The 17,275-nt window shown below is 70.4% G+C and carries 17 protein-coding genes; 10 read left to right on the plus strand and 7 right to left on the minus strand.

The window, feature by feature from the left end; all coding sequences use genetic code 11:
• Positions 1-82 precede the first annotated feature (82 nt).
• Positions 83-1,777 (plus strand): glycoside hydrolase family 55 protein, encoded by a 1,695-nt coding sequence (locus ACZ6CL_RS08035; protein WP_468932600.1) that lies wholly within the window; start codon positions 83-85, stop codon positions 1,775-1,777.
• 57 nt (positions 1,778-1,834) lie between these two features.
• Here ACZ6CL_RS08035 and ACZ6CL_RS08040 read toward each other — a convergent pair whose 3' ends face one another.
• Positions 1,835-3,136, minus strand: coding sequence for an MDR family MFS transporter (locus ACZ6CL_RS08040; protein ID WP_468932601.1), 1,302 nt, complete (start codon positions 3,134-3,136; stop codon positions 1,835-1,837).
• A 142-nt stretch (positions 3,137-3,278) separates the two neighbouring features.
• Between ACZ6CL_RS08040 and ACZ6CL_RS08045 the strand changes: the two genes are divergently transcribed.
• Positions 3,279-4,040: a phosphoglyceromutase gene (locus ACZ6CL_RS08045; protein WP_450874491.1), complete on the plus strand. Its 762-nt coding sequence runs from the start codon at positions 3,279-3,281 to the stop codon at positions 4,038-4,040.
• A 78-nt stretch (positions 4,041-4,118) separates the two neighbouring features.
• Here the strand turns inward: ACZ6CL_RS08045 and ACZ6CL_RS08050 are convergent, their stop codons facing one another.
• Both ACZ6CL_RS08050 and ACZ6CL_RS08055 read right to left on the minus strand, forming a co-directional pair.
• The gene (locus tag ACZ6CL_RS08050) at positions 4,119-4,271 is read right to left on the minus strand and encodes a hypothetical protein (RefSeq protein WP_468932603.1); all 153 of its coding nucleotides are present in this window, start codon (positions 4,269-4,271) and stop codon (positions 4,119-4,121) included.
• Between the two features lie 610 nt (positions 4,272-4,881).
• Positions 4,882-5,577 (minus strand): alpha/beta fold hydrolase, encoded by a 696-nt coding sequence (locus ACZ6CL_RS08055; protein WP_468932605.1) that lies wholly within the window; start codon positions 5,575-5,577, stop codon positions 4,882-4,884.
• A 338-nt stretch (positions 5,578-5,915) separates the two neighbouring features.
• Here ACZ6CL_RS08055 and ACZ6CL_RS08060 point away from each other — a divergent pair, with 338 nt between their 5' ends.
• The 5 genes from ACZ6CL_RS08060 (at position 5,916) to ACZ6CL_RS08080 (ending at position 11,765) form a co-directional block, all read left to right on the plus strand.
• Positions 5,916-6,533 carry an RNA polymerase sigma factor gene (locus tag ACZ6CL_RS08060; protein WP_468932606.1) on the plus strand — a complete coding sequence of 206 codons (618 nt, stop codon included), beginning with the start codon at positions 5,916-5,918 and terminating at the stop codon, positions 6,531-6,533.
• Entirely contained in the window at positions 6,526-7,500 is a 975-nt protein-coding gene (locus tag ACZ6CL_RS08065) for a CU044_5270 family protein (RefSeq protein ID WP_468932609.1), read from the plus strand. The genes ACZ6CL_RS08060 and ACZ6CL_RS08065 overlap by 8 nt, the downstream gene beginning before the upstream one ends.
• A 232-nt stretch (positions 7,501-7,732) precedes the next feature.
• Positions 7,733-10,204, plus strand: coding sequence for a glycosyltransferase (locus ACZ6CL_RS08070; RefSeq protein ID WP_468932611.1), 2,472 nt, complete (start codon positions 7,733-7,735; stop codon positions 10,202-10,204).
• 108 nt (positions 10,205-10,312) lie between these two features.
• Positions 10,313-10,708 (plus strand): hypothetical protein, encoded by a 396-nt coding sequence (locus tag ACZ6CL_RS08075; protein ID WP_468932613.1) that lies wholly within the window; start codon positions 10,313-10,315, stop codon positions 10,706-10,708.
• A 139-nt stretch (positions 10,709-10,847) separates the two neighbouring features.
• Complete coding sequence (locus ACZ6CL_RS08080; protein WP_468932616.1) at positions 10,848-11,765, plus strand: glycosyltransferase family 2 protein; 918 nt, start codon at positions 10,848-10,850, stop codon at positions 11,763-11,765.
• A 13-nt stretch (positions 11,766-11,778) separates the two neighbouring features.
• Here ACZ6CL_RS08080 and ACZ6CL_RS08085 read toward each other — a convergent pair whose 3' ends face one another.
• From ACZ6CL_RS08085 to phoU, 3 genes are all read right to left on the minus strand, one after another.
• A complete protein-coding gene (locus ACZ6CL_RS08085; protein ID WP_468932618.1) occupies positions 11,779-11,982 on the minus strand; it encodes a hypothetical protein in 204 nt (67 codons plus the stop codon).
• Between the two features lie 99 nt (positions 11,983-12,081).
• Positions 12,082-12,210 (minus strand): hypothetical protein, encoded by a 129-nt coding sequence (locus tag ACZ6CL_RS08090; RefSeq protein ID WP_385445587.1) that lies wholly within the window; start codon positions 12,208-12,210, stop codon positions 12,082-12,084.
• Between the two features lie 154 nt (positions 12,211-12,364).
• Entirely contained in the window at positions 12,365-13,039 is a 675-nt protein-coding gene (gene phoU / locus ACZ6CL_RS08095; protein WP_468932620.1) for a phosphate signaling complex protein PhoU, read from the minus strand.
• Between the two features lie 288 nt (positions 13,040-13,327).
• On the opposite strand from phoU, the gene phoR reads away from it, so the two are divergent.
• On the plus strand, positions 13,328-14,614 hold the full coding sequence (gene phoR, locus ACZ6CL_RS08100) for a two-component system sensor histidine kinase PhoR (RefSeq protein ID WP_468932622.1): 1,287 nt from the start codon (positions 13,328-13,330) through the stop codon (positions 14,612-14,614).
• Positions 14,611-15,291: a two-component system response regulator PhoP gene (gene phoP, locus ACZ6CL_RS08105; RefSeq protein ID WP_009716928.1), complete on the plus strand. Its 681-nt coding sequence runs from the start codon at positions 14,611-14,613 to the stop codon at positions 15,289-15,291. The genes phoR and phoP overlap by 4 nt, the downstream gene beginning before the upstream one ends.
• 198 nt (positions 15,292-15,489) lie before the next feature.
• On the opposite strand, the gene ACZ6CL_RS08110 is transcribed toward phoP, so the two are convergent.
• Entirely contained in the window at positions 15,490-16,215 is a 726-nt protein-coding gene (locus ACZ6CL_RS08110; RefSeq protein WP_468932624.1) for a copper chaperone PCu(A)C domain-containing protein, read from the minus strand.
• A 569-nt stretch (positions 16,216-16,784) separates the two neighbouring features.
• On the opposite strand from ACZ6CL_RS08110, the gene ACZ6CL_RS08115 reads away from it, so the two are divergent.
• Positions 16,785-17,267: a CarD family transcriptional regulator gene (locus ACZ6CL_RS08115; protein ID WP_009716930.1), complete on the plus strand. Its 483-nt coding sequence runs from the start codon at positions 16,785-16,787 to the stop codon at positions 17,265-17,267.
• Positions 17,268-17,275: the final 8 nt, after the last annotated feature.

Below are 17,275 nucleotides of genomic sequence, written 5' to 3' on the forward strand. Positions count from 1 at the left end.
CTTCCGGAGCTGGCGCCCCCATGGCATGCTCACGCCGTCGCTCATCTGAACGGCGTTCACATCCATGGAAGGTGTGGGCCTCATGGACAGGGAAATCGACAGACGCCCGGCTCTCGCCAGACACCCGGCTCTCGGCAGGCGCACCGTCCTGGGCGCGGCCGCGGGCACCGCGGTGGGGCTGCTGGGTACGACACCCGCCGCCGCGGCCGGACCGCCCCCGGGCCTCTGGCGCGAGTTCCGCGCCGACCCGTACCGCCACCCCCAGATCCCCTACGTCGGCCGCGCCGGATTCCTCGGCGGCCGCGCGGAGCTGCCCCGTTACCCCGTCGCCGCCGACGTACGGAGCTACGGCGCCCGCCCCGACGGCTCGGCCGACGCGGCCCCCGCCATCAACCGCGCCATCGAGGCCGTCGGACGGCGCGGCGGGGGCACGGTCGTCGTGCCGCCCGGGACGTACCGCGTCGACGGCATCATCCGCATCGGCTACGACAACGTCGTGCTGCGCGGCGCGGGCAGCGGGCGGACCACGCTGCACGCGACCCGTAACCTCACCGAGCTGATCGGGCCGTACGGCAGCCGGTACGGCGGCACCAAGTCGTCCTGGTCCTGGGCCGGTGGCCTCATCTGGGTCTGCCCCGACGCCCGCTGGCGTTCCCTCACCGCCGCGATCAGGGCGCAGGCGTGGCCGTTCGAAGGCTGGACCGGCGACCGGCGCGACGAGTGGCGCACGCTGACCGCCATCGACCGCCCCGCCCGGCGCGGCGACTGGACCGTGCCCGTCGCGAGCACCGCCGCCCTCCGCCGGGGCGACCGGGTGCTGTTCCAGCTCGCGGATGACAGCGCGCACACCCTGCTCCAGCACATGGCCGGGGACGTCGAGGGCGCCGCCGCGTACCCCTGGGCCGACAAGACCAAGCTGACCTCGTACGTCCCGTACGAATGGCCGTGCCGCGTCACCGCCGTCGACCGGCGCCGGCGCCGGGTGACCCTGGACCGCCCGCTGCCGCTCGACGCCCGGCCCGCCTGGAAGCCGAGGTTCACCACCCTCGTCCGGCCGGTGACCGGCTCCGGCGTGGTGGGTCTCACCCTCGACGTCGTCGAGACACCGCAGGCGCAGCACCTCCTCGACAAGGGCTACAACGGCGTCGCGCTGCAGTGCGCGTGGGACTGCTGGGTCGACGACGTGACCGTCAACAACGTCGACAACGGCTTCCTGCTCGTCGCCGCGAAGGCGTGCACCCTGCGCCGGGTCACCGTCTCGGGGCGCGGCAGCCACCACCCGTACTGCTGCCGCGAGGGCTCGCACGACAACCTGGTCGAGGACTTCGTCCTCGCGCGCCGCACCGTGCCCGCGCCCGCCGGGACCCAGCTGCACGGCATCAACGTCGAGGGCCTGTCCAGCTACAACGTCTGGTCACGCGGCCGGATGGAGATGGGCACCTTCGACACCCACCGCGGTATGCCGTTCGCCAACCTCCGCACCGAGATCACCGTGGACAACACCGGCTCCCACGGCGGCGACGCGGTCGCGGGCCCGCTGTACGGCGCCCGGTTCACCCACTGGAACGTCACCGTCACCAATCAGCGCGCGGGCTGCGTCAGGATCGACGGCATCGCGCCGTACAGCGCGACGGTCGGCATCAGCGAGGTCCGGGAGTTCGGCCAGACCGACGTACCGGACTTCACCGGTCCGCTCCACTCCCGCATCGAGGCCTACGGCCACCCCGAGGCCATCCACCCACGCAACCTGTACGAGGCGCAGCGCGCCCTGCGGTGACGTACGGGCGCGGTGCGCAGACCCGTCCCGCGCACCGCGCCCGTACGCCCCCGCCGGTCAGCCCGCGACCCCGGCGCCCTCGACCTTCGGGCCCTTCGTCCCCGCCGCTTCCACCGCTTCCGCCGCTTCCACCACGTTCGCCGCTTCCGGTTCGTCGGCCCGGAGCCGCCGCCCCAGCGCCGCGTACCCCACCGCGGCCACCGTGCCCACGACCGCGCTCGCCGCCCACAGCGTGGGCGCCCCATAGCGGTCGATCACGGCGCCGCCCGCCAGCGGTGCGGTCAGCGAGGCGAGCGACCACGACAGCACGTACATGCCCTGGTAACGGCCGCGCCCGCCGGCCGGGGAGAGCTGTGCGACCAGCCCCATCTGGGTCGGCGAGTTGATGATCTCGCCGAGCGTCCAGACGGCGACGGTCAGCGCGTACATCCCCACCGACCCCGCGAAGGCGGTCAGCCCGAAGCCGTACCCGGTCAGCAGCGCGGAGATCACCAGTAGCCGCATCGGATCGCGGTGTTCGATGAACCGCGTGACCGGGATCTGCACGGCGACGATCAGCACGCCGTTCGTCGCGATCGCGAGCCCGAAGTCCGCGCTGGAGAGCCCGTCGGCGCCCATCGCCACCGGCAGCGCCACGTAGCCCTGCTGGAAGAGGGTCGCGACGAGATACGACAGCGCCACCACGGACATGAACCGCCGGTCCCGCAGCACCGTCCCGAGCCCGACGCCCTTCCCGCCCGCCCCGTGTCCCGTGCCGTTCCCCTCCGGACGGGACTCGGGCAGCTTGACGAAGACGATCAGCGCGGTCAGCAGCGTCATCCCCGCGTCGGCCAGGAACAGCGTGAGATAGCCGTTCCGGGCGATCAGTCCCGCCGCCATCGCCGAGAAGGCGAAGCCCAGGTTGATCGCCCAGTAATTCAACGAAAAGGCGCGCACCCGGTCCTCGGGGGCGACGATGTCCGCCATCATCGCCTGCACCGCGGGCCGCGACGCGTTGGTGGCCATGCCCACCAGGGAGGCCATGACCGCGATCGCGACCGGATCCTGTACGAACCCGAGCACGGCCACCGTGACCGCCGTCGACACCTGCGCCACCAGCAGCGTCGGCCGCCGCCCGAGCCGGTCGGTGAGCACCCCCGCGACCACCGCCGACACCACCCCGCCCAGCCCGTGCAGCGCCCCGACCAGCCCGGCGAACGTAGCCGAGTAGCCGCGCTCCACCGTCAGGTACATCGCGAGAAAGGTGGCCACGAACCCACCCAGCCGGTTCACCAGCGTGGAGGTCCACAACCACCAGAACGCCCGGGGCAACCCCGAAACGCTCTCCTTCGCAGCTAATCTCCACCGGACGACGGACATCGCGAACCCCCCACGGACGAGCGCCCCCGCGTAAGAGGCGCTGACGACCTCCGCAACTTACGACCCCGCACCGCCCACCCGCCAATCAATTGACCAGGTCCGTCAACCGACCGCCCCGAACCCGTCCAGTAGGCTCGACCGCATGGCCGACGCACCGTACAAGCTGATCCTCCTCCGCCACGGCGAGAGCGAGTGGAACGCGAAGAACCTGTTCACCGGCTGGGTGGACGTGAACCTCAATGAAAAGGGCGAGAAGGAGGCAGTCCGCGGCGGTGAGCTGCTGAGCGACGCCGGCCTGCTCCCCGACGTGGTCCACACCTCCGTCCAGAAGCGCGCGATCCGCACCGCGCAGCTCGCCCTGGAGGCCGCCGACCGCCACTGGATCCCGGTCGCCCGCAGCTGGCGCCTCAACGAGCGCCACTACGGCGCCCTCCAGGGCAAGGACAAGGCCCAGACCCTCGCCGAGTTCGGCGAGGACCAGTTCATGCTGTGGCGCCGCTCCTACGACACCCCGCCGCCCCCTCTTGAGGACGGCGCCGAGTGGTCCCAGAGCGCCGACCCGCGCTACGCCACCATCCCCCCGGAGCTGCGCCCGCGCACCGAGTGCCTCAAGGACGTCGTCGTCCGCATGCTCCCGTACTGGTACGACGCCATCGTCCCCGACCTCCTGAGCGGCCGCACCGTCCTCGTCGCCGCCCACGGCAACTCCCTGCGCGCCCTGGTCAAGCACCTGGACGGCGTCTCCGACGCCGACATCGCGGGCCTCAACATTCCCACCGGCATCCCGCTCTCCTACGAGCTGGACGCCGACTTCCGCCCTCTCAATCCGGGCGGCACCTACCTCGACCCGGAGGCCGCGAAGGCCGCGATCGAGGCGGTAAAGAACCAGGGCAAGAAGAAGTAATCCAAACCGAATAAGCCCCCTACCTGCGTGTTCTCCGCTAGTAGGGGGCTTGTCGCTGTCCTGGGCCCAGCGAGGGCCCTACGTGTGTGCTCCGGGCTGGCCGGGCTCGGTGTCGGGGACGATGAACCCCCGGACTGGCCGGGCCTCGGTCGGATCCTGTTCGAAGGCGTCCGCCTGGGCCCGTCGCATGGTCGCGACCAGCTCCGCGTACTTCGGGTCGATCCACTCCATCGGTGTCCTCCTTCTTCCGGCCCGCGGCCTATGCGGGTCAGCCCTTGGGCTTGGGGATGATGACGATCGGCCCGCTGTCGTCCGAGTGCTGGCAACCGGCCGCGACCGGGATGCTCAGGTCGGCGGGCGCCAGCCACAGCGCGTCGTCCACGGGGAACCCGGCCTCGACGATGCGCTGCTGGGTCCGCGTCAGCGCCTCGGGATCGTGCCGCTCGGGGTCCGGTGCCTGCGGGGGCGTGGTGAGCGAAGGCGCCGAGGCGCTCGCACAGTTGCCGGTACGCGCGCGTGTGCAGGATCAGGGCGTGCCAGCCTTCGTCCACGACCCGTGACGGTGCGAGCGGCCGGGCCGCCCCTGCCACGGCGGCGACCCGCGGTGTCGGTTTCTTCCGTGGCGGCGGGACAGCAGACAGAAGAGCCTGCCGCACTGTCCGGCGATGGACCCCGTACTTCTCTGCCAGAGCCCGCTGCGACAGTTCCGGATCGAGACGCTTGTCCCTCCGGATCGCAGCGAACGGCTCCGTCCGCGACAACCCCCTCCCGGCCTCCCGGCACGACCGTGATCAAGCAACACGGCCTCCGACATGACCGTGATCGACGCGTCGGAAGTGGATCACGTCGTGATGGCGAGTTCGACGAGGTGCCGGGCTGTTCCGGCAGGATCGATGATCTGGTGGAGGTGTGCGCCGGGCAGGTGTGCCACACGCCAGCCGCGTTCGCGTGCCTCGGCGGCAAGGCCGTCATACGGAGGACCGAACAGCAAGTAGGAGCAGGGATGGTCATCCCAGCCGTCGGGGACCGGGATGTGCTGCTCGTAGTAGGACAGCGGCAGGGTGGGCTGCTCCTCAATGACGGTCTGTCGCATCGTCGGATCAGTGAACATGGGGGCGACGTCTGCCTCGTCCCACCAGTCGGTCCAGCGTGGAAGCCTGCCCTTTACGGCCATCGGACTGAGGAACTCCAGCATCTCGGGTGAGGCGACTGAGGTCGGTCCGATCAGGGCCGGCAACGCGGCATCAACGAAGATCGAGCTGGTCACCGGATGGTCGAGGCCCGAACGGATCACTGGGAGAAACAAGCCTGCATTGCTGTGCGCCACCAATGCGACGGGGCTACCAGCCGGGACCTGCCGGAGGTCGTCGCGGACGGCACTGACGATGCGGGGCCAGAACGGCGGAGCACCGGCGCCAATATGCAGCAGGGACGGCACCTGTACCTGGTATCCCGCCGCCGTCAGATGTTCGGCCACGGGGCGCCAGGTCGAGGGGCCTACGGACGGACTGTGCACGAGAACGAAGATCGGCTGCATGTGACGATCCTGTCGCCCACGCCATCGCAGCCGCGAGGGTGTTGGCCGACAGCAGAACGCTCGGCTTCGAAGAAGCTCACGCGCGGCCACACAGCCCATCCGGTCGAGCCTTTTACGGCTCCCTGAGCGCCGAGTGGGGCCAGATCAACTCGTACTCCGTGGAGACACTTCTGATCCGTGCGGTGGGCCCCAAAGAGGTGCTGACAAACAATCGGGGGGCACCCGCGCACTACTAGGGACCAGCGGCCAGGGCCCCGAGGGAACTCGCCGGGGCCGACGGGCGAAGGACAGATGAAAGCCCAAGCCTTCGAAGCGTTCCCAGAACGAGAGGAGCCCCGATGACCGTCGAGCCAGGCGTCCGCACGGGGGCGGAGAGCGATGCCTCGGTGATTGCGCGGTCCCGGGATGAGCCCGAGGCATTCGCCGTGCTCTTCGACCGGCACGCGGATGCGGTACACCGTTATCTGGCCCGTAGGCTCGGCGGCGAGTCGGCCGACGACCTCATGGCGGAGACCTTCACCACTGCTTTCCAGCAGCGGTACCGGTACGACCCCGCGCGGGCCACGGGCAACGACGCCCGGCCCTGGCTGTTCGGCATAGCGACCAACCTGGTCGGCCGACACCGGCGGGCCGAGGCCCGCCGGTTCAAGGCCCTGGCCCGCATCCCGGCTCCCGCCGACCACGAGGAGCCGCTGGCCGACCGGGCCGCGGCCCGGGCAGGGGCGCAGGCCGTACGCCGCGAGCTGGCTGCGGCGCTGGCCGCACTGCCCGCGCGGCACCGGGACGTGTTGCTGCTGGTGGCGTGGGGCGGTCTCGGCTACGAGGAGGTGGCCCAGGCCCTCGGTGTCCCCATCGGCACGGTCAGATCACGGCTGCACCGGGCTCGCAGCAAGCTACGCGAAGCGTTGGGCGGATCCGATCCGACGACACTGCGAGAGGCATCCGGCCATGACTGACGAACTCGAACTCCTGCGGGACTGGGACGCGGGTGCGGCCCCGCTCACCGAACCGGCCCGGGCGCGGGCCCGCCACCGACTGCTCAACACGATGACGCGCGCGGAGCGGTATCCCGACGCCGCACCCGGCCGCCGCCACGCGCTGCGCCTCGTGACAGCCGCGGTGGTCACCATGGCGGTGACGGGCACGGCGGTACTGATCGCCGCGGACGGCGCCGACGAGGGCGGCCGCACCGACCGCGCGGGCACGAGCGCCCCGCGGATGCGCAACGTCGGCGCCGTGACGGTGCTGAACGGGGCGGCAGCGCTGGCGAGCAAGCACGAGAAGCCCGTGGCGCCGCGCGACGACCAGTTCATCTACTGGAAGCGGATCATCAAGGAGACGGAGCGGAAGACCGGCGCGGTCAAGACCTATGTGGACGTGAACTGGGACTCGGTGGACGGCTCCAAGCGATCGTTGACCATGGAGCTGGGCCGGGTGATCTGGGAGGAGCCCCTGCGGAAGAACGAGGGCGTGTGGCCGCCTCGGGAGTGGAGCGAGCTGAAGGAGCTGCCCACCGACCCGGAGAAGCTCATCCCGCGCATCGTCGGCGTCGGCACGTCCGACAAGTCGATCGACGACTTCACCGCGTGGGATTGGTACGACGCCTACTTCATGCTCGGCGAGCTCCTGAAGTGGCCGGTGCTGCCCGAGGGACTGCGTCCCGCCGCGTATGAGGCGCTGGCCCTGGTGCCCGGGGTCAAGGCGACCCCGGGGATGAAGGACTCCGCCGGGCGCACCGGGGTGGGGATCTCCTACCCCAAGCACGCGTCCGAGAAGGGCAAGTACCTCATCTTCGACCCGGAGTCCTATGCATTCCTGGGCTTCCGTGACGAGCGGACCTCGCGTTCCGGGAAGAAGACGTACATCCAGCTGTCGCACGTGGTGGACTGGGCGATCGTCGACCGCTTGAAGCAGCGCCCCTAGGCCCCCTTAGTCGGGCTGATGGCTGGTCAGGGGCGGTCTCGTGGAGACCGCCCCTCGAACGTGGGAGGTCGTTGGGGTCCGCGCGGTGGAGGACCAGTCGTCCCCGGCCAACCGGCGACGCGCTGAGCCCACCGTTCGGGTGATTGCTCCGGCGGCGGGCATCAGCGGATATCCGGCTCGCCAGACAGCCGGACATACTGTGCTAATGACTGCACAAAAGACAATTCCCCCCTTGATTCACCAGACCTGGAAAGACGCCGACCTCCCCCCGGCATGGCAGAAGTGGGCCGAGTCGTGGCGGCTGCACCACCCCGGCTGGGGCTACCGGCTGTGGACGGATGCGGACAATCGCGCCTTTCTCCAGGAGCACTATCCGTGGTTCCTGCCGGTCTACGACGGCTATCCCGAACCGATCATGCGGGCCGACGCGATCCGCTATTTTCTGCTCGACCATTTCGGCGGCGTCTACGTGGATCTGGATTTCGAGTGCCTGAAGCCGGTCTCCGACCTCCTTGACGGGCGCGAACTCGTCCTCGGCTGTGAACCCGAGGTGCATACGCGCTTGTTGCTGGCCCGGCAGCGCGGATTCACCCGCATCGTCGGCAACGCGTTCATCGCGTCACGGCCGGGCCACCCCTTCTGGGCGGCCCATGTGCACCGTCGACTGGTCGGCGCCCACAAGCTGCCGGGCACGCTCGATACGACCGGCCCGTTCTTCCTCACCCGAGCGGTCGACAGTGCCCCGGAGCCGGACTCGATCACGGTGGTCGGCCCGGAGGTTCTGTACCCGGAGGTGAGCCCGTACGCGACAGAGCTGTTCGGCCCGCAGAAGGCCGACTACGACCGTGCCTACGCCGTGCACCACTGGTCGGGCAGCTGGGCCTGCGACACCGCGACCGCGCCGAGGGCCTCGGCGGGCAGACGGTTGCCGTTCTGGGCGAGCCAGGAGCGGCAACCGGTCGCCGACGGGCTGCTCAACCTGGAGGCGCAGCGTCGCCGTTGGGACTCGGGGGCACCGGCGCCGACCGTGTCCTGCCTGATGGTGACCAAGGACCGCTCGACGACGGCACGCCGCGCGATCAGGTGCTTCACCGCTCAGACCTACCCGAGCCTGGAGCTGGTCGTGCTGGAGGACGGCACCGACGACGCGCTCGAACGGCACATCCGTGACCTGGGCGACCCGCGGATCCGCCACCACCGGCTCCCCCCGGAGCGACGGACCCTGGGGGAGCTGCGCAATGAGGCGGTGGACCGGGCCACCGGGCCGTACGTGTGCCAGTGGGACGACGACGACCTGTACGACCCGGAGCGGGTGGAGACCCAGATGGCGGCGATTCTCGCGCTCGGCGCCGACGCGTGCTTCCTCGCCCGTGAGCGGCTGTGGTGGCCCGCCCGCCGCAAGCTCGCCATCTCCTGCGCGCGGGTCTGGGAAGGGTCGATGGTGTGCGCGAAGGACCGGCTCCCGCGCTATCCGGCCGAGCGCCGCGGCGAGGACACCCCGGTGGCCGAGGAGCTGGTCCGAAGCTGCCGGGTCGTCTCGGTGGACGCGCCCGCCCTGTATACGTACGTGTGTCACGGCAACAACACCTTCGACGAGTCGCATTTCGCGCGGCACTTCGAGGTGGCGACCCAGGCGTGGGCCGAACCCGGCGCCTACGCCGAGCAGTTGCTCGCCATGGCGGCCCGGCTGCCGCTCGAACCGGGGGACATCGCGCACGCCGAGACCGCCCAAGCCGTCGCGCACGCCGAGACCGCCGCGCACGCCGAGACCGCCCAAACCGTCGCGCACGCCGAGACCGCCGCAGGCGCCGCGCGCACGGACGCGCGGAAGCCGCGGCCGGTCCCCGAGCCCGCCGTGGCACCGGTGAGCGAGCGGCCCCCGGTGCTGGTGCTCACGCCCCTCAAGGACGCGGCCGCGTTCCTGCCCGGCTATCTGGACCGTCTGCGCACGCTGGACTACCCGCGCGAGGCGCTCTCGCTGGGCCTGCTGGAGGGCGACAGCAGGGACTCGACCCCGGAGCTGCTCCGGCAGGTCCTGCCCACCCTCGAGGCGGAGTTCCGGCGGGTGACCCTCGTCCACCGTGACTTCGGCCTCCAGCTGGCCGGACCCCGCTGGGAGCGGAGCGTCCAGCGCCGACGCCGGTCGGTGCTGGCCAAGGTGCGCAACCATCTCCTCACCCGCGCCCTGGCCGACGCCGACGAGGAGTGGGTGCTGTGGCTCGACGTCGACGTCACCGACTACCCGGCGGACCTCGTCCAGCGCCTGCTCGGCGCGCGCAAGGACATCGTGGTCCCGCACTGCGCCATCGCACCCGGCGGGCCGACGTACGACCTCAACACCTTCGTCCTCAAGCCCGGAGCCGGTGCGCTCAACTGGGCCCAGTGGCTGCGCGACGGCATCCTTCAGCCTCCCAGGGGCTTCGGCCGGACGTACCTCGACGAGTTGCGTGGCCGCGGCCGCGGACTCGTCCGCGTCGACTCGGTCGGCGGAACCGCGTTGCTGGTCCGCGCGGAGCTGCACCGCGACGGCCTCATCTTCCCGTCCTTCCCCTACCGCCAGGTCATCGAGACCGAGGGGCTGGCCGCGATGGCCCTGGACATGGGAACCGCCTGCTGGGCTCTGCCCGATCTGGAAGTGGTGCATCCGCACCACGGCGCACCACGGCCGGAGCCCGCCAGCCTGGCCGTCACGCACAGTGAGTAATCGTTTTGACGCATTGAGTGACCAAACTTACGGTGGCTTTACTGCCCGCGCCGCGACATACGCCGGCATTCCGGGCAGCTCCCCCGCACCCCAAGGAAAGGTGCCACCGTGAAATCCCGTGTCATGACCTCTCTCGCCCTGCCCGCCGCGCTGGCCACGGCCGGACTGCTCAGCACCGCGGAGGCGGCCTACGCCGCCGTCGCTCCGGACACACAGACGCGCACGGCGACGTACGGGTACGCAGGAGAGCCGATGAGCGGCGATGCCACCCTCACGCCCGGGATCAGCCACCCCTGCGAGCCGATAGGCAACGTCACGATCACCGACTACGGGCACTGCTGCCCGCCGGTGGGCAACATCACGATCACCGACTACGGGCACTGCTGCAACGTCGGCAACGTCACCATCCCCGACTGGGGGTGGTACTGCGAGGCCGATCAGGACCCCGGACGCGAGCAGGGGTTCGGCCACCACCGCGCGTACGCGGAGCACGAGCGCAGTTAGCCCTGGATCCGTCGCTGGGTGTCCGGCCGTGGGCCCGCGGAAGCGGCCCCGGGGGACGGCCGGTGCCCGGAACGCCGGCTTCCGGCGCGCCCGATTCCCCTTCCCCTCCCCCTTCCCGTCCCGAGCCGAAAGACCGCGCATGTCCCAGAACCCCGGCCCCGTGGTCTCGGTGGTCATCCCCTGCCATGACTACGCCCGCTACCTGCCCCAGGCCGTGTCCAGCATCCTTGCCCAGACCTTCCAGGACTGGGAGCTGCTCATCGTCGACGACGGCAGCACCGACGACACCGCCGAGGTGGCCCGGTCCCTGATCGCCCGCCACCCCGATCGGCGCATCAGCCTCGTCCAGCGGGCGAACGGCGGCGTCTCGGCCGCCCGCAACACCGGGATCGAGGCAGCCAACGGCCGCTACGTCCTTCCGCTGGACGCCGACGACGTGATCGCTCCCACGATGCTGGAGAAGACCGTCGCGGTCCTGGACGGCAGCCCCGGCATCGCGATCGCCTCCACTGATGTCTTCACCTTCACCGACGACGATCTGCCCCCGCAGGCGATCACCCTCCCCGCCTACAGCCGGGAACTGATGCTGCAGCGGCTGATCATGTTCTACTGCTCGCTGTACCGCCGGGAGGTGTGGCAGACCGTGGGCGGCTACGACGAGAGCATGTCGGCCGGAGAGGACTGGGACTTCTGGATCGGCTGCGTCGAGCACGGCTTCGACGCCCATCACATCCATGAGCCGCTGTTCGGGGCGCGCAACAAGGACACGGGACTTCACGTGGAGGCCGCCGAGAACGACCTGGCCATCCGGGCGCGCATCGTGGCCAACCACCCGAGCCTGTTCAAGCCGATCACCCGTGGCTGGGCGCGGGCCGTGCTCAGCCAGGACGCGGAAGCCTGCCTGCGGGACGAACACGTACCCGACGACATCCTCACCCGGGCCGCCGAGATGGATCAGTTCCTCACCGCGGTGATGGCGCTGCAGCGCACGGCGCGGGTTCAGCACTACCACATCCAGCGGTTGACGCCCGCGCCACAGCCGCCAGCAGCACCGTGAGCATCCGGGGAGGCTACGCGGCGGGCCAGTCCTCCGGGCCGCCGCCCTGCCAGTCGATCTGGTGGGGATCGTCGATGCCCGCGCGGGTCAGGAGGCCGCGGAGTTCGTCGGCGTTCACCACCACGCCCACGTCCTGGCCGTCGATCCGCACGCGGCGGCGGCCGTCGTGGGGCTCTTCCACTACGACGCGCGGCCGGGCCGGTGTCCCATCGTTCATATGACCAGATTCGCTGGAGCGGTCGTCGGGCGCACCTCGGAGAGGCGGGACGGGGCCCGGGGCCGTCGAACGGCCCCGGGCCCCGCTCCTCGGATCAGCTCAGCCGCAGTTGCCGCCGCACGAGCAGGAGCCGCCGGACTGGCAGCCGCAGCCGCAGCCCGAGCCGCAGCCGCAGGCGCCGACGGGGTGGGTGGGGTGGGGTTCGGGACGACGGGTGATGTCCGCCATGAGTCGCCTCCTCGGAGAGGGGTCACTGCTGCTCATGGTCCCGGTCCACGGCCCGCCCACAGGGGCGCATCGACGGCGCGCGGAGGCACGCCGCCGTGGTGCGCCGCCGTGGTGCGCGCGATGCGGTCACGCCTCAGGCCTCACGCCCCAGGCGTCAGGCTCCCTGGGTGGCGTCCTGGCCCATCTCGTCCGCGTACTCGCCGGTGACCAGGTAGATGACGCGCTTGGCGACCGACACCGCGTGGTCCGCGAACCGCTCGTAGTAGCGGCCCAGCAGCGTGACGTCGACGGCCGTCTCGATGCCGTGCTTCCAGCGGTCGTCCATCAGGTGCTGGAAGAGGGTGCGGTGCAGCAGGTCCATCGCGTCGTCGTCCTGCTCCAGCTGCGAGGCGAGGTCGACGTCCTTGGTGACGATGACCTCGGCCGCCTTCGCCATCAGCCGCTGCGCGAGCTGGCCCATCTCCAGGATGGTGGCGTGGAGGTCGCCCGGTACGGCCTTGCCCGGGAAGCGGAGCCGGGTGAGCTTGGCGACGTGCTGCGCCAGGTCACCGGAGCGCTCGAGGTCGGCACTCATGCGCAGGCTGGTGACGACGATCCGCAGATCGGTGGCGACCGGCTGCTGCCGGGCGAGCAGCGCTATCGCTCGGTTTTCCAGGTCGCGCTGGAGATCGTCGACCTTCTCATCGGCGGCTATGACGCTCTCGGCGAGCTTCAGGTCCGCGTCCAGGATGGATGTGGTGGCGCGGCCGATGGCCGAACCGACGAGCCGGGCCATATCGACCAGGCCCTCCCCGATCGAATCCAGCTCCTCGTGGTACGCGTCGCGCATCACTGACCTTCTCTCACTGACTCTCGCTGACAGATCTTCGTGGACTCGTGTGCCCCACCCTGCCACGTTCGGATCGGAACGCGTCCGGCTCGGCGCCCCACGGTTAACCGCCCCGGACGTCCAGGTGAACTCTCGGCAACGCTCCCCACGCCACCCCGTGCGGCGGCCGCCCGCCGCGGCGTCGGGAGTGAACCGCTGCCAACCCCCCGGTGAACTCTCGGCAACGTCTGTTCGAGAGGCCCTGTGCAGGTCTGTGGAGGCCGCTCCCCGCCCGCATAACCTGGATGCATGAACGTGAACGCGGCGATCGCCGCAGTGGCGGCGCTCGCCGGGTTGTGCACCGGTGTCATCGCCATGCTGGCGTTCCGCTGGAGCGAGCGCGAACAGGCGAAGCCTACGCGCTCATCCCTGCATACCGATGCCGTCTTGCCGCCCGGTGTGGACACCGTGCTCTCGGTACTGCGTTCCTCGGCCGTCGTCCTCGATGAGGCGGATGCCGTCGTCAAGGCCAGCTCGGCCGCGTACGCACTGGGACTGGTGCGCGGCGGCAAGCTCGCCGTCGAACCGATGCTGGCGATGGCCCGCGACACCCGGCGGGACGGCGAGATCCGGCAGATCGAGCTGGACCTGCCGCGGCGCGGCACCGGCCGGGGCGACGCCCTCGCCGTGTCCGCCAGAGTGGCTCCGCTCGGCTCCCGCCTGGTCCTGCTGCTGGTCGAGGACCTCACCGAGGCACGCCGGATCGAGGCCGTACGGCGCGACTTCGTCGCGAACGTCAGTCACGAGCTGAAGACCCCGGTCGGCGCGCTTTCCCTGCTCTCCGAGGCCGTCATGGACGCGTCCGACGACCCGGAGGCGGTCAACCGCTTCGCCGGGCGGATGCAGGTCGAGGCGACCCGGCTGTCCAGCCTGGTCCAGGAGCTGATCGACCTCTCCCGGGTCCAGAACGACGACCCGCTGGAGGACGCCGAGCCGGTCCGGGTCGACGAGCTGGTCGCCGAGGCCATCGACCGCTGCCGCCACCAGGCGGGCACCAAGCAGATCACGATGGCCACCGGCGGCACCGCCGATCTGCGGGTGTGGGGCAACCGCGGCCAGCTGGCCGCCGCCCTCGGCAACCTCGTCGAGAACGCGGTCAACTACAGCCCGGCCCGCACGCGCGTCGGCATCGCGGCCCGCCGCATCCCCGCGACGGGCGGCGATCTGATCGAGGTCGCCGTCACCGACCAGGGCATCGGCATCTCGGAAAAGGACCGCGAGCGGATCTTCGAGCGGTTCTACCGGGTCGACCCGGCCCGCTCGCGGCAGACCGGCGGAACCGGACTCGGTCTCGCCATCGTCAAGCATGTGGCCGCCTCGCACGGCGGGGAGGTCACGGTGTGGAGCGCTGAGGGACAGGGCTCCACGTTCACCCTGAGGCTCCCGGAAGCCGGTGCGGTTCGGGACCGGGATCGCTCGGCCGGCGGGCCGGGTGAGCCGTACGATTCCGGATCCGACCTCGATGGGGAGGACGGCGACCGACCGTACGAGACCTTCACTAATGATCAACTTTCTGCCCCGGAGGTCCTTCCGTGACCCGAGTTCTGGTCGTCGAGGACGAGGAATCGTTCAGTGACGCGCTGTCGTACATGCTCCGCAAGGAGGGATTCGAGGTCGCCATCGCGGCAACGGGGCCCGAGGGGCTCGACGAGTTCGAGCGGAACGGCGCTGATCTGGTGCTGCTCGACCTGATGCTGCCGGGGCTGCCCGGTACGGAGGTGTGCCGCCAGCTGCGCGGCCGCTCCAACGTCCCAGTGATCATGGTCACCGCCAAGGACAGTGAGATCGACAAGGTCGTCGGCCTGGAAATAGGGGCCGACGACTACGTGACCAAGCCCTTCTCGTCGCGTGAGCTGGTGGCCCGGATCCGGGCCGTCCTGCGCCGCCGCGGCGAGCCGGAGGAGGTCACCCCCGCGGCCCTGGAGGCGGGCCCGGTCCGGATGGACGTGGACCGGCACGTGGTCACGGTCGGCGGCGGCAAGGTGGACCTCCCGCTGAAGGAGTTCGACCTGCTGGAGATGTTGCTGCGCAACGCGGGCCGGGTGCTGACCCGGATGCAGCTGATCGACCGTGTGTGGGGCGCGGACTACGTGGGCGATACGAAGACGCTCGACGTCCACGTCAAGCGGCTGCGGGCGAAGATCGAGCCGGACCCGGGCGCTCCGCGCTACCTGGTGACGGTGCGCGGCCTGGGCTACAAGTTCGAGCCGTAAACCGGTGCCTGGCCCGGGAGCCCGCCGGACGGAGTCCGGCGCAGCGCGCCGAAGCCCGTGAGGCCCGCCAGGACCGATCTGGCCCGGCGCAGCCGCGTACGCGCGGCCTGGCCATAGACCGGCCTCAGCCGCGCTCAGCGGCGGCACCACAACGCGAGGGCGGCCCCGGGATTCCCGGGGCCGCCCTCGCGTGTGCGGTCAGTCCTCGTCGTTCGGCGTCGGCTCGCCGGGGGCGATGCCGTTGCTCTGGTCGCCGCCCGGCTTGTTGCTCGCCGCGCCGGAGGCCTCGTTGGACGGCTTGTCGCCCGGCTTGCTCTGGCCCGGCTGGCCCGGGGTGGTCTGGCTCGGCCCACCGGAGGGCGTACCGCCGCGCGGGGCCGACGGGGTCGGGGTCGGCAGCTCGGACGGGCCCCAGCCCTTGAAGTAGCTCGTCGCGGGCACGACGAAGGCCGTCATCGGCACGTCGCCGGTCGAGCTGAGGTCGAAGACGATCCGCTGTGCGTCGCCGTCCTTGGCGGCCTCGCGCCCGTCGGACACGACGGCGGAGGCGTTGCCCTCGCCGCCGAGGGCGACCGAGCCGCCCGCCGGGACGACGATCTTGCTCGCGGCCTTGCCCGCACCCTTGGCCGGGTGCAGCTTCGCCGTCGCGCCCGCGTCGGGCAGCGTGATGGCCGTGAGGGTCTCGTCCCGGTCGCCGTTGTTGAAGATCCTGGCCGTGACCACGGCCGGGCCCTTCGCCGTCCGGTCCGGCTGCGTCACCACGGTGGCGTTCTGGATCTTGATATCGCCGACGGACGTCGCGGCGTTGTCGGGCTTGACCTCCAGCGTCTGCGCGTCGTTCCCGGCTCCGCAGGCGGAGAGCGGGGCGACCGAGACGACGATGGCGGCTGCGGCGAGGACGCCGCGTCGAAGGCTGCTGCTCACGGCGGCGGCATCTCCTAGGACGAGGATAAAAGTTGGATCAGCGCGCTTAGGTTACCGATCCGCCCTCCCGGCCCCGCACCCGACCCGCCTCCCGGGGCGACGCGCGCGGCCATCGCGCCGCTCACACCGCTTCCCGGACCACCCTGAATATCGGTTCGGTGACGGATCGGGGAGATTATCGGTAAGGAATCCGTGGACGTCCGAAGAATTGATCACGCACTTGACCACAGATGTCTCACAGACATGATCAGTACGGCCGTGATCAATTCGGGAATCGGGGCCGGATCTGTCGCTCCTCGGCCGAACGGAGTAGCGGAAGTCCATCGACCGGACTCCGGCAAAACGGGACGTACGGCCACCCGCATGATGTCCCCGGGGCACGTAACGCGTCGGTTTCACGCCGCCCGGACAACCGCTCCCACCTGCGAATACCCGGTTCCGTCCGCCTTGCCCAGCACGTCCCAGCCGCTGTTGTCAAGCCCCGAGATATGCCCTGACCTGCGAAAACGCCATTCAGAAGAAGGCGTTCACGTGTTACCCTGGATAGCCACGGAAGGGGTACCTGTCACATGACGTTCAAGGTAGGCGACACCGTGGTCTATCCCCATCACGGGGCCGCGCTGATCGAGGCCATCGAAACTCGTCAGATCAAAGGCGTGGACAAGACCTACTTGGTGCTGAAGGTCGCTCAGGGTGACCTGACGGTTCGTGTGCCGGCGGACAATGCGGAGTTCGTCGGTGTGCGTGATGTGGTCGGCCAGGATGGGCTGGACCGGGTGTTCGAGGTGCTGCGCGCACCGTATGCGGAAGAGCCCACGAACTGGTCCCGTCGTTACAAGGCAAATCTCGAGAAGCTCGCCTCCGGTGATGTGATCAAGGTTGCCGAGGTCGTGCGCGATCTGTGGCGCCGAGAGCGGGAGCGCGGTCTGTCCGCCGGTGAGAAGCGCATGCTCGCCAAGGCGCGCCAGATCCTGGTGAGCGAACTCGCCCTCGCCGAGAGCACCAATGAGGACAAGGCCGAGGCCCTGCTGGATGAGGTACTCGCGTCCTGACGCATAAA

Source organism: Streptomyces sp. NPDC041200 (assembly GCF_055591805.1).

Coding starts and splice junctions, on each gene's coding strand:
- ACZ6CL_RS08035 (WP_468932600.1), top strand. CDS start 83: ATGGACAGGGAAATCGACAGACGCCCGGCTCTCGCCAGACACCCGGCT.
- ACZ6CL_RS08040 (WP_468932601.1), bottom strand. CDS start 3,136: ATGTCCGTCGTCCGGTGGAGATTAGCTGCGAAGGAGAGCGTTTCGGGG.
- ACZ6CL_RS08045 (WP_450874491.1), top strand. CDS start 3,279: ATGGCCGACGCACCGTACAAGCTGATCCTCCTCCGCCACGGCGAGAGC.
- ACZ6CL_RS08050 (WP_468932603.1), bottom strand. CDS start 4,271: ATGGAGTGGATCGACCCGAAGTACGCGGAGCTGGTCGCGACCATGCGA.
- ACZ6CL_RS08055 (WP_468932605.1), bottom strand. CDS start 5,577: ATGCAGCCGATCTTCGTTCTCGTGCACAGTCCGTCCGTAGGCCCCTCG.
- ACZ6CL_RS08060 (WP_468932606.1), top strand. CDS start 5,916: ATGACCGTCGAGCCAGGCGTCCGCACGGGGGCGGAGAGCGATGCCTCG.
- ACZ6CL_RS08065 (WP_468932609.1), top strand. CDS start 6,526: ATGACTGACGAACTCGAACTCCTGCGGGACTGGGACGCGGGTGCGGCC.
- ACZ6CL_RS08080 (WP_468932616.1), top strand. CDS start 10,848: ATGTCCCAGAACCCCGGCCCCGTGGTCTCGGTGGTCATCCCCTGCCAT.
- ACZ6CL_RS08085 (WP_468932618.1), bottom strand. CDS start 11,982: ATGAACGATGGGACACCGGCCCGGCCGCGCGTCGTAGTGGAAGAGCCC.
- ACZ6CL_RS08090 (WP_385445587.1), bottom strand. CDS start 12,210: ATGGCGGACATCACCCGTCGTCCCGAACCCCACCCCACCCACCCCGTC.
- phoU (WP_468932620.1), bottom strand. CDS start 13,039: ATGCGCGACGCGTACCACGAGGAGCTGGATTCGATCGGGGAGGGCCTG.
- phoR (WP_468932622.1), top strand. CDS start 13,328: ATGAACGTGAACGCGGCGATCGCCGCAGTGGCGGCGCTCGCCGGGTTG.
- ACZ6CL_RS08115 (WP_009716930.1), top strand. CDS start 16,785: ATGACGTTCAAGGTAGGCGACACCGTGGTCTATCCCCATCACGGGGCC.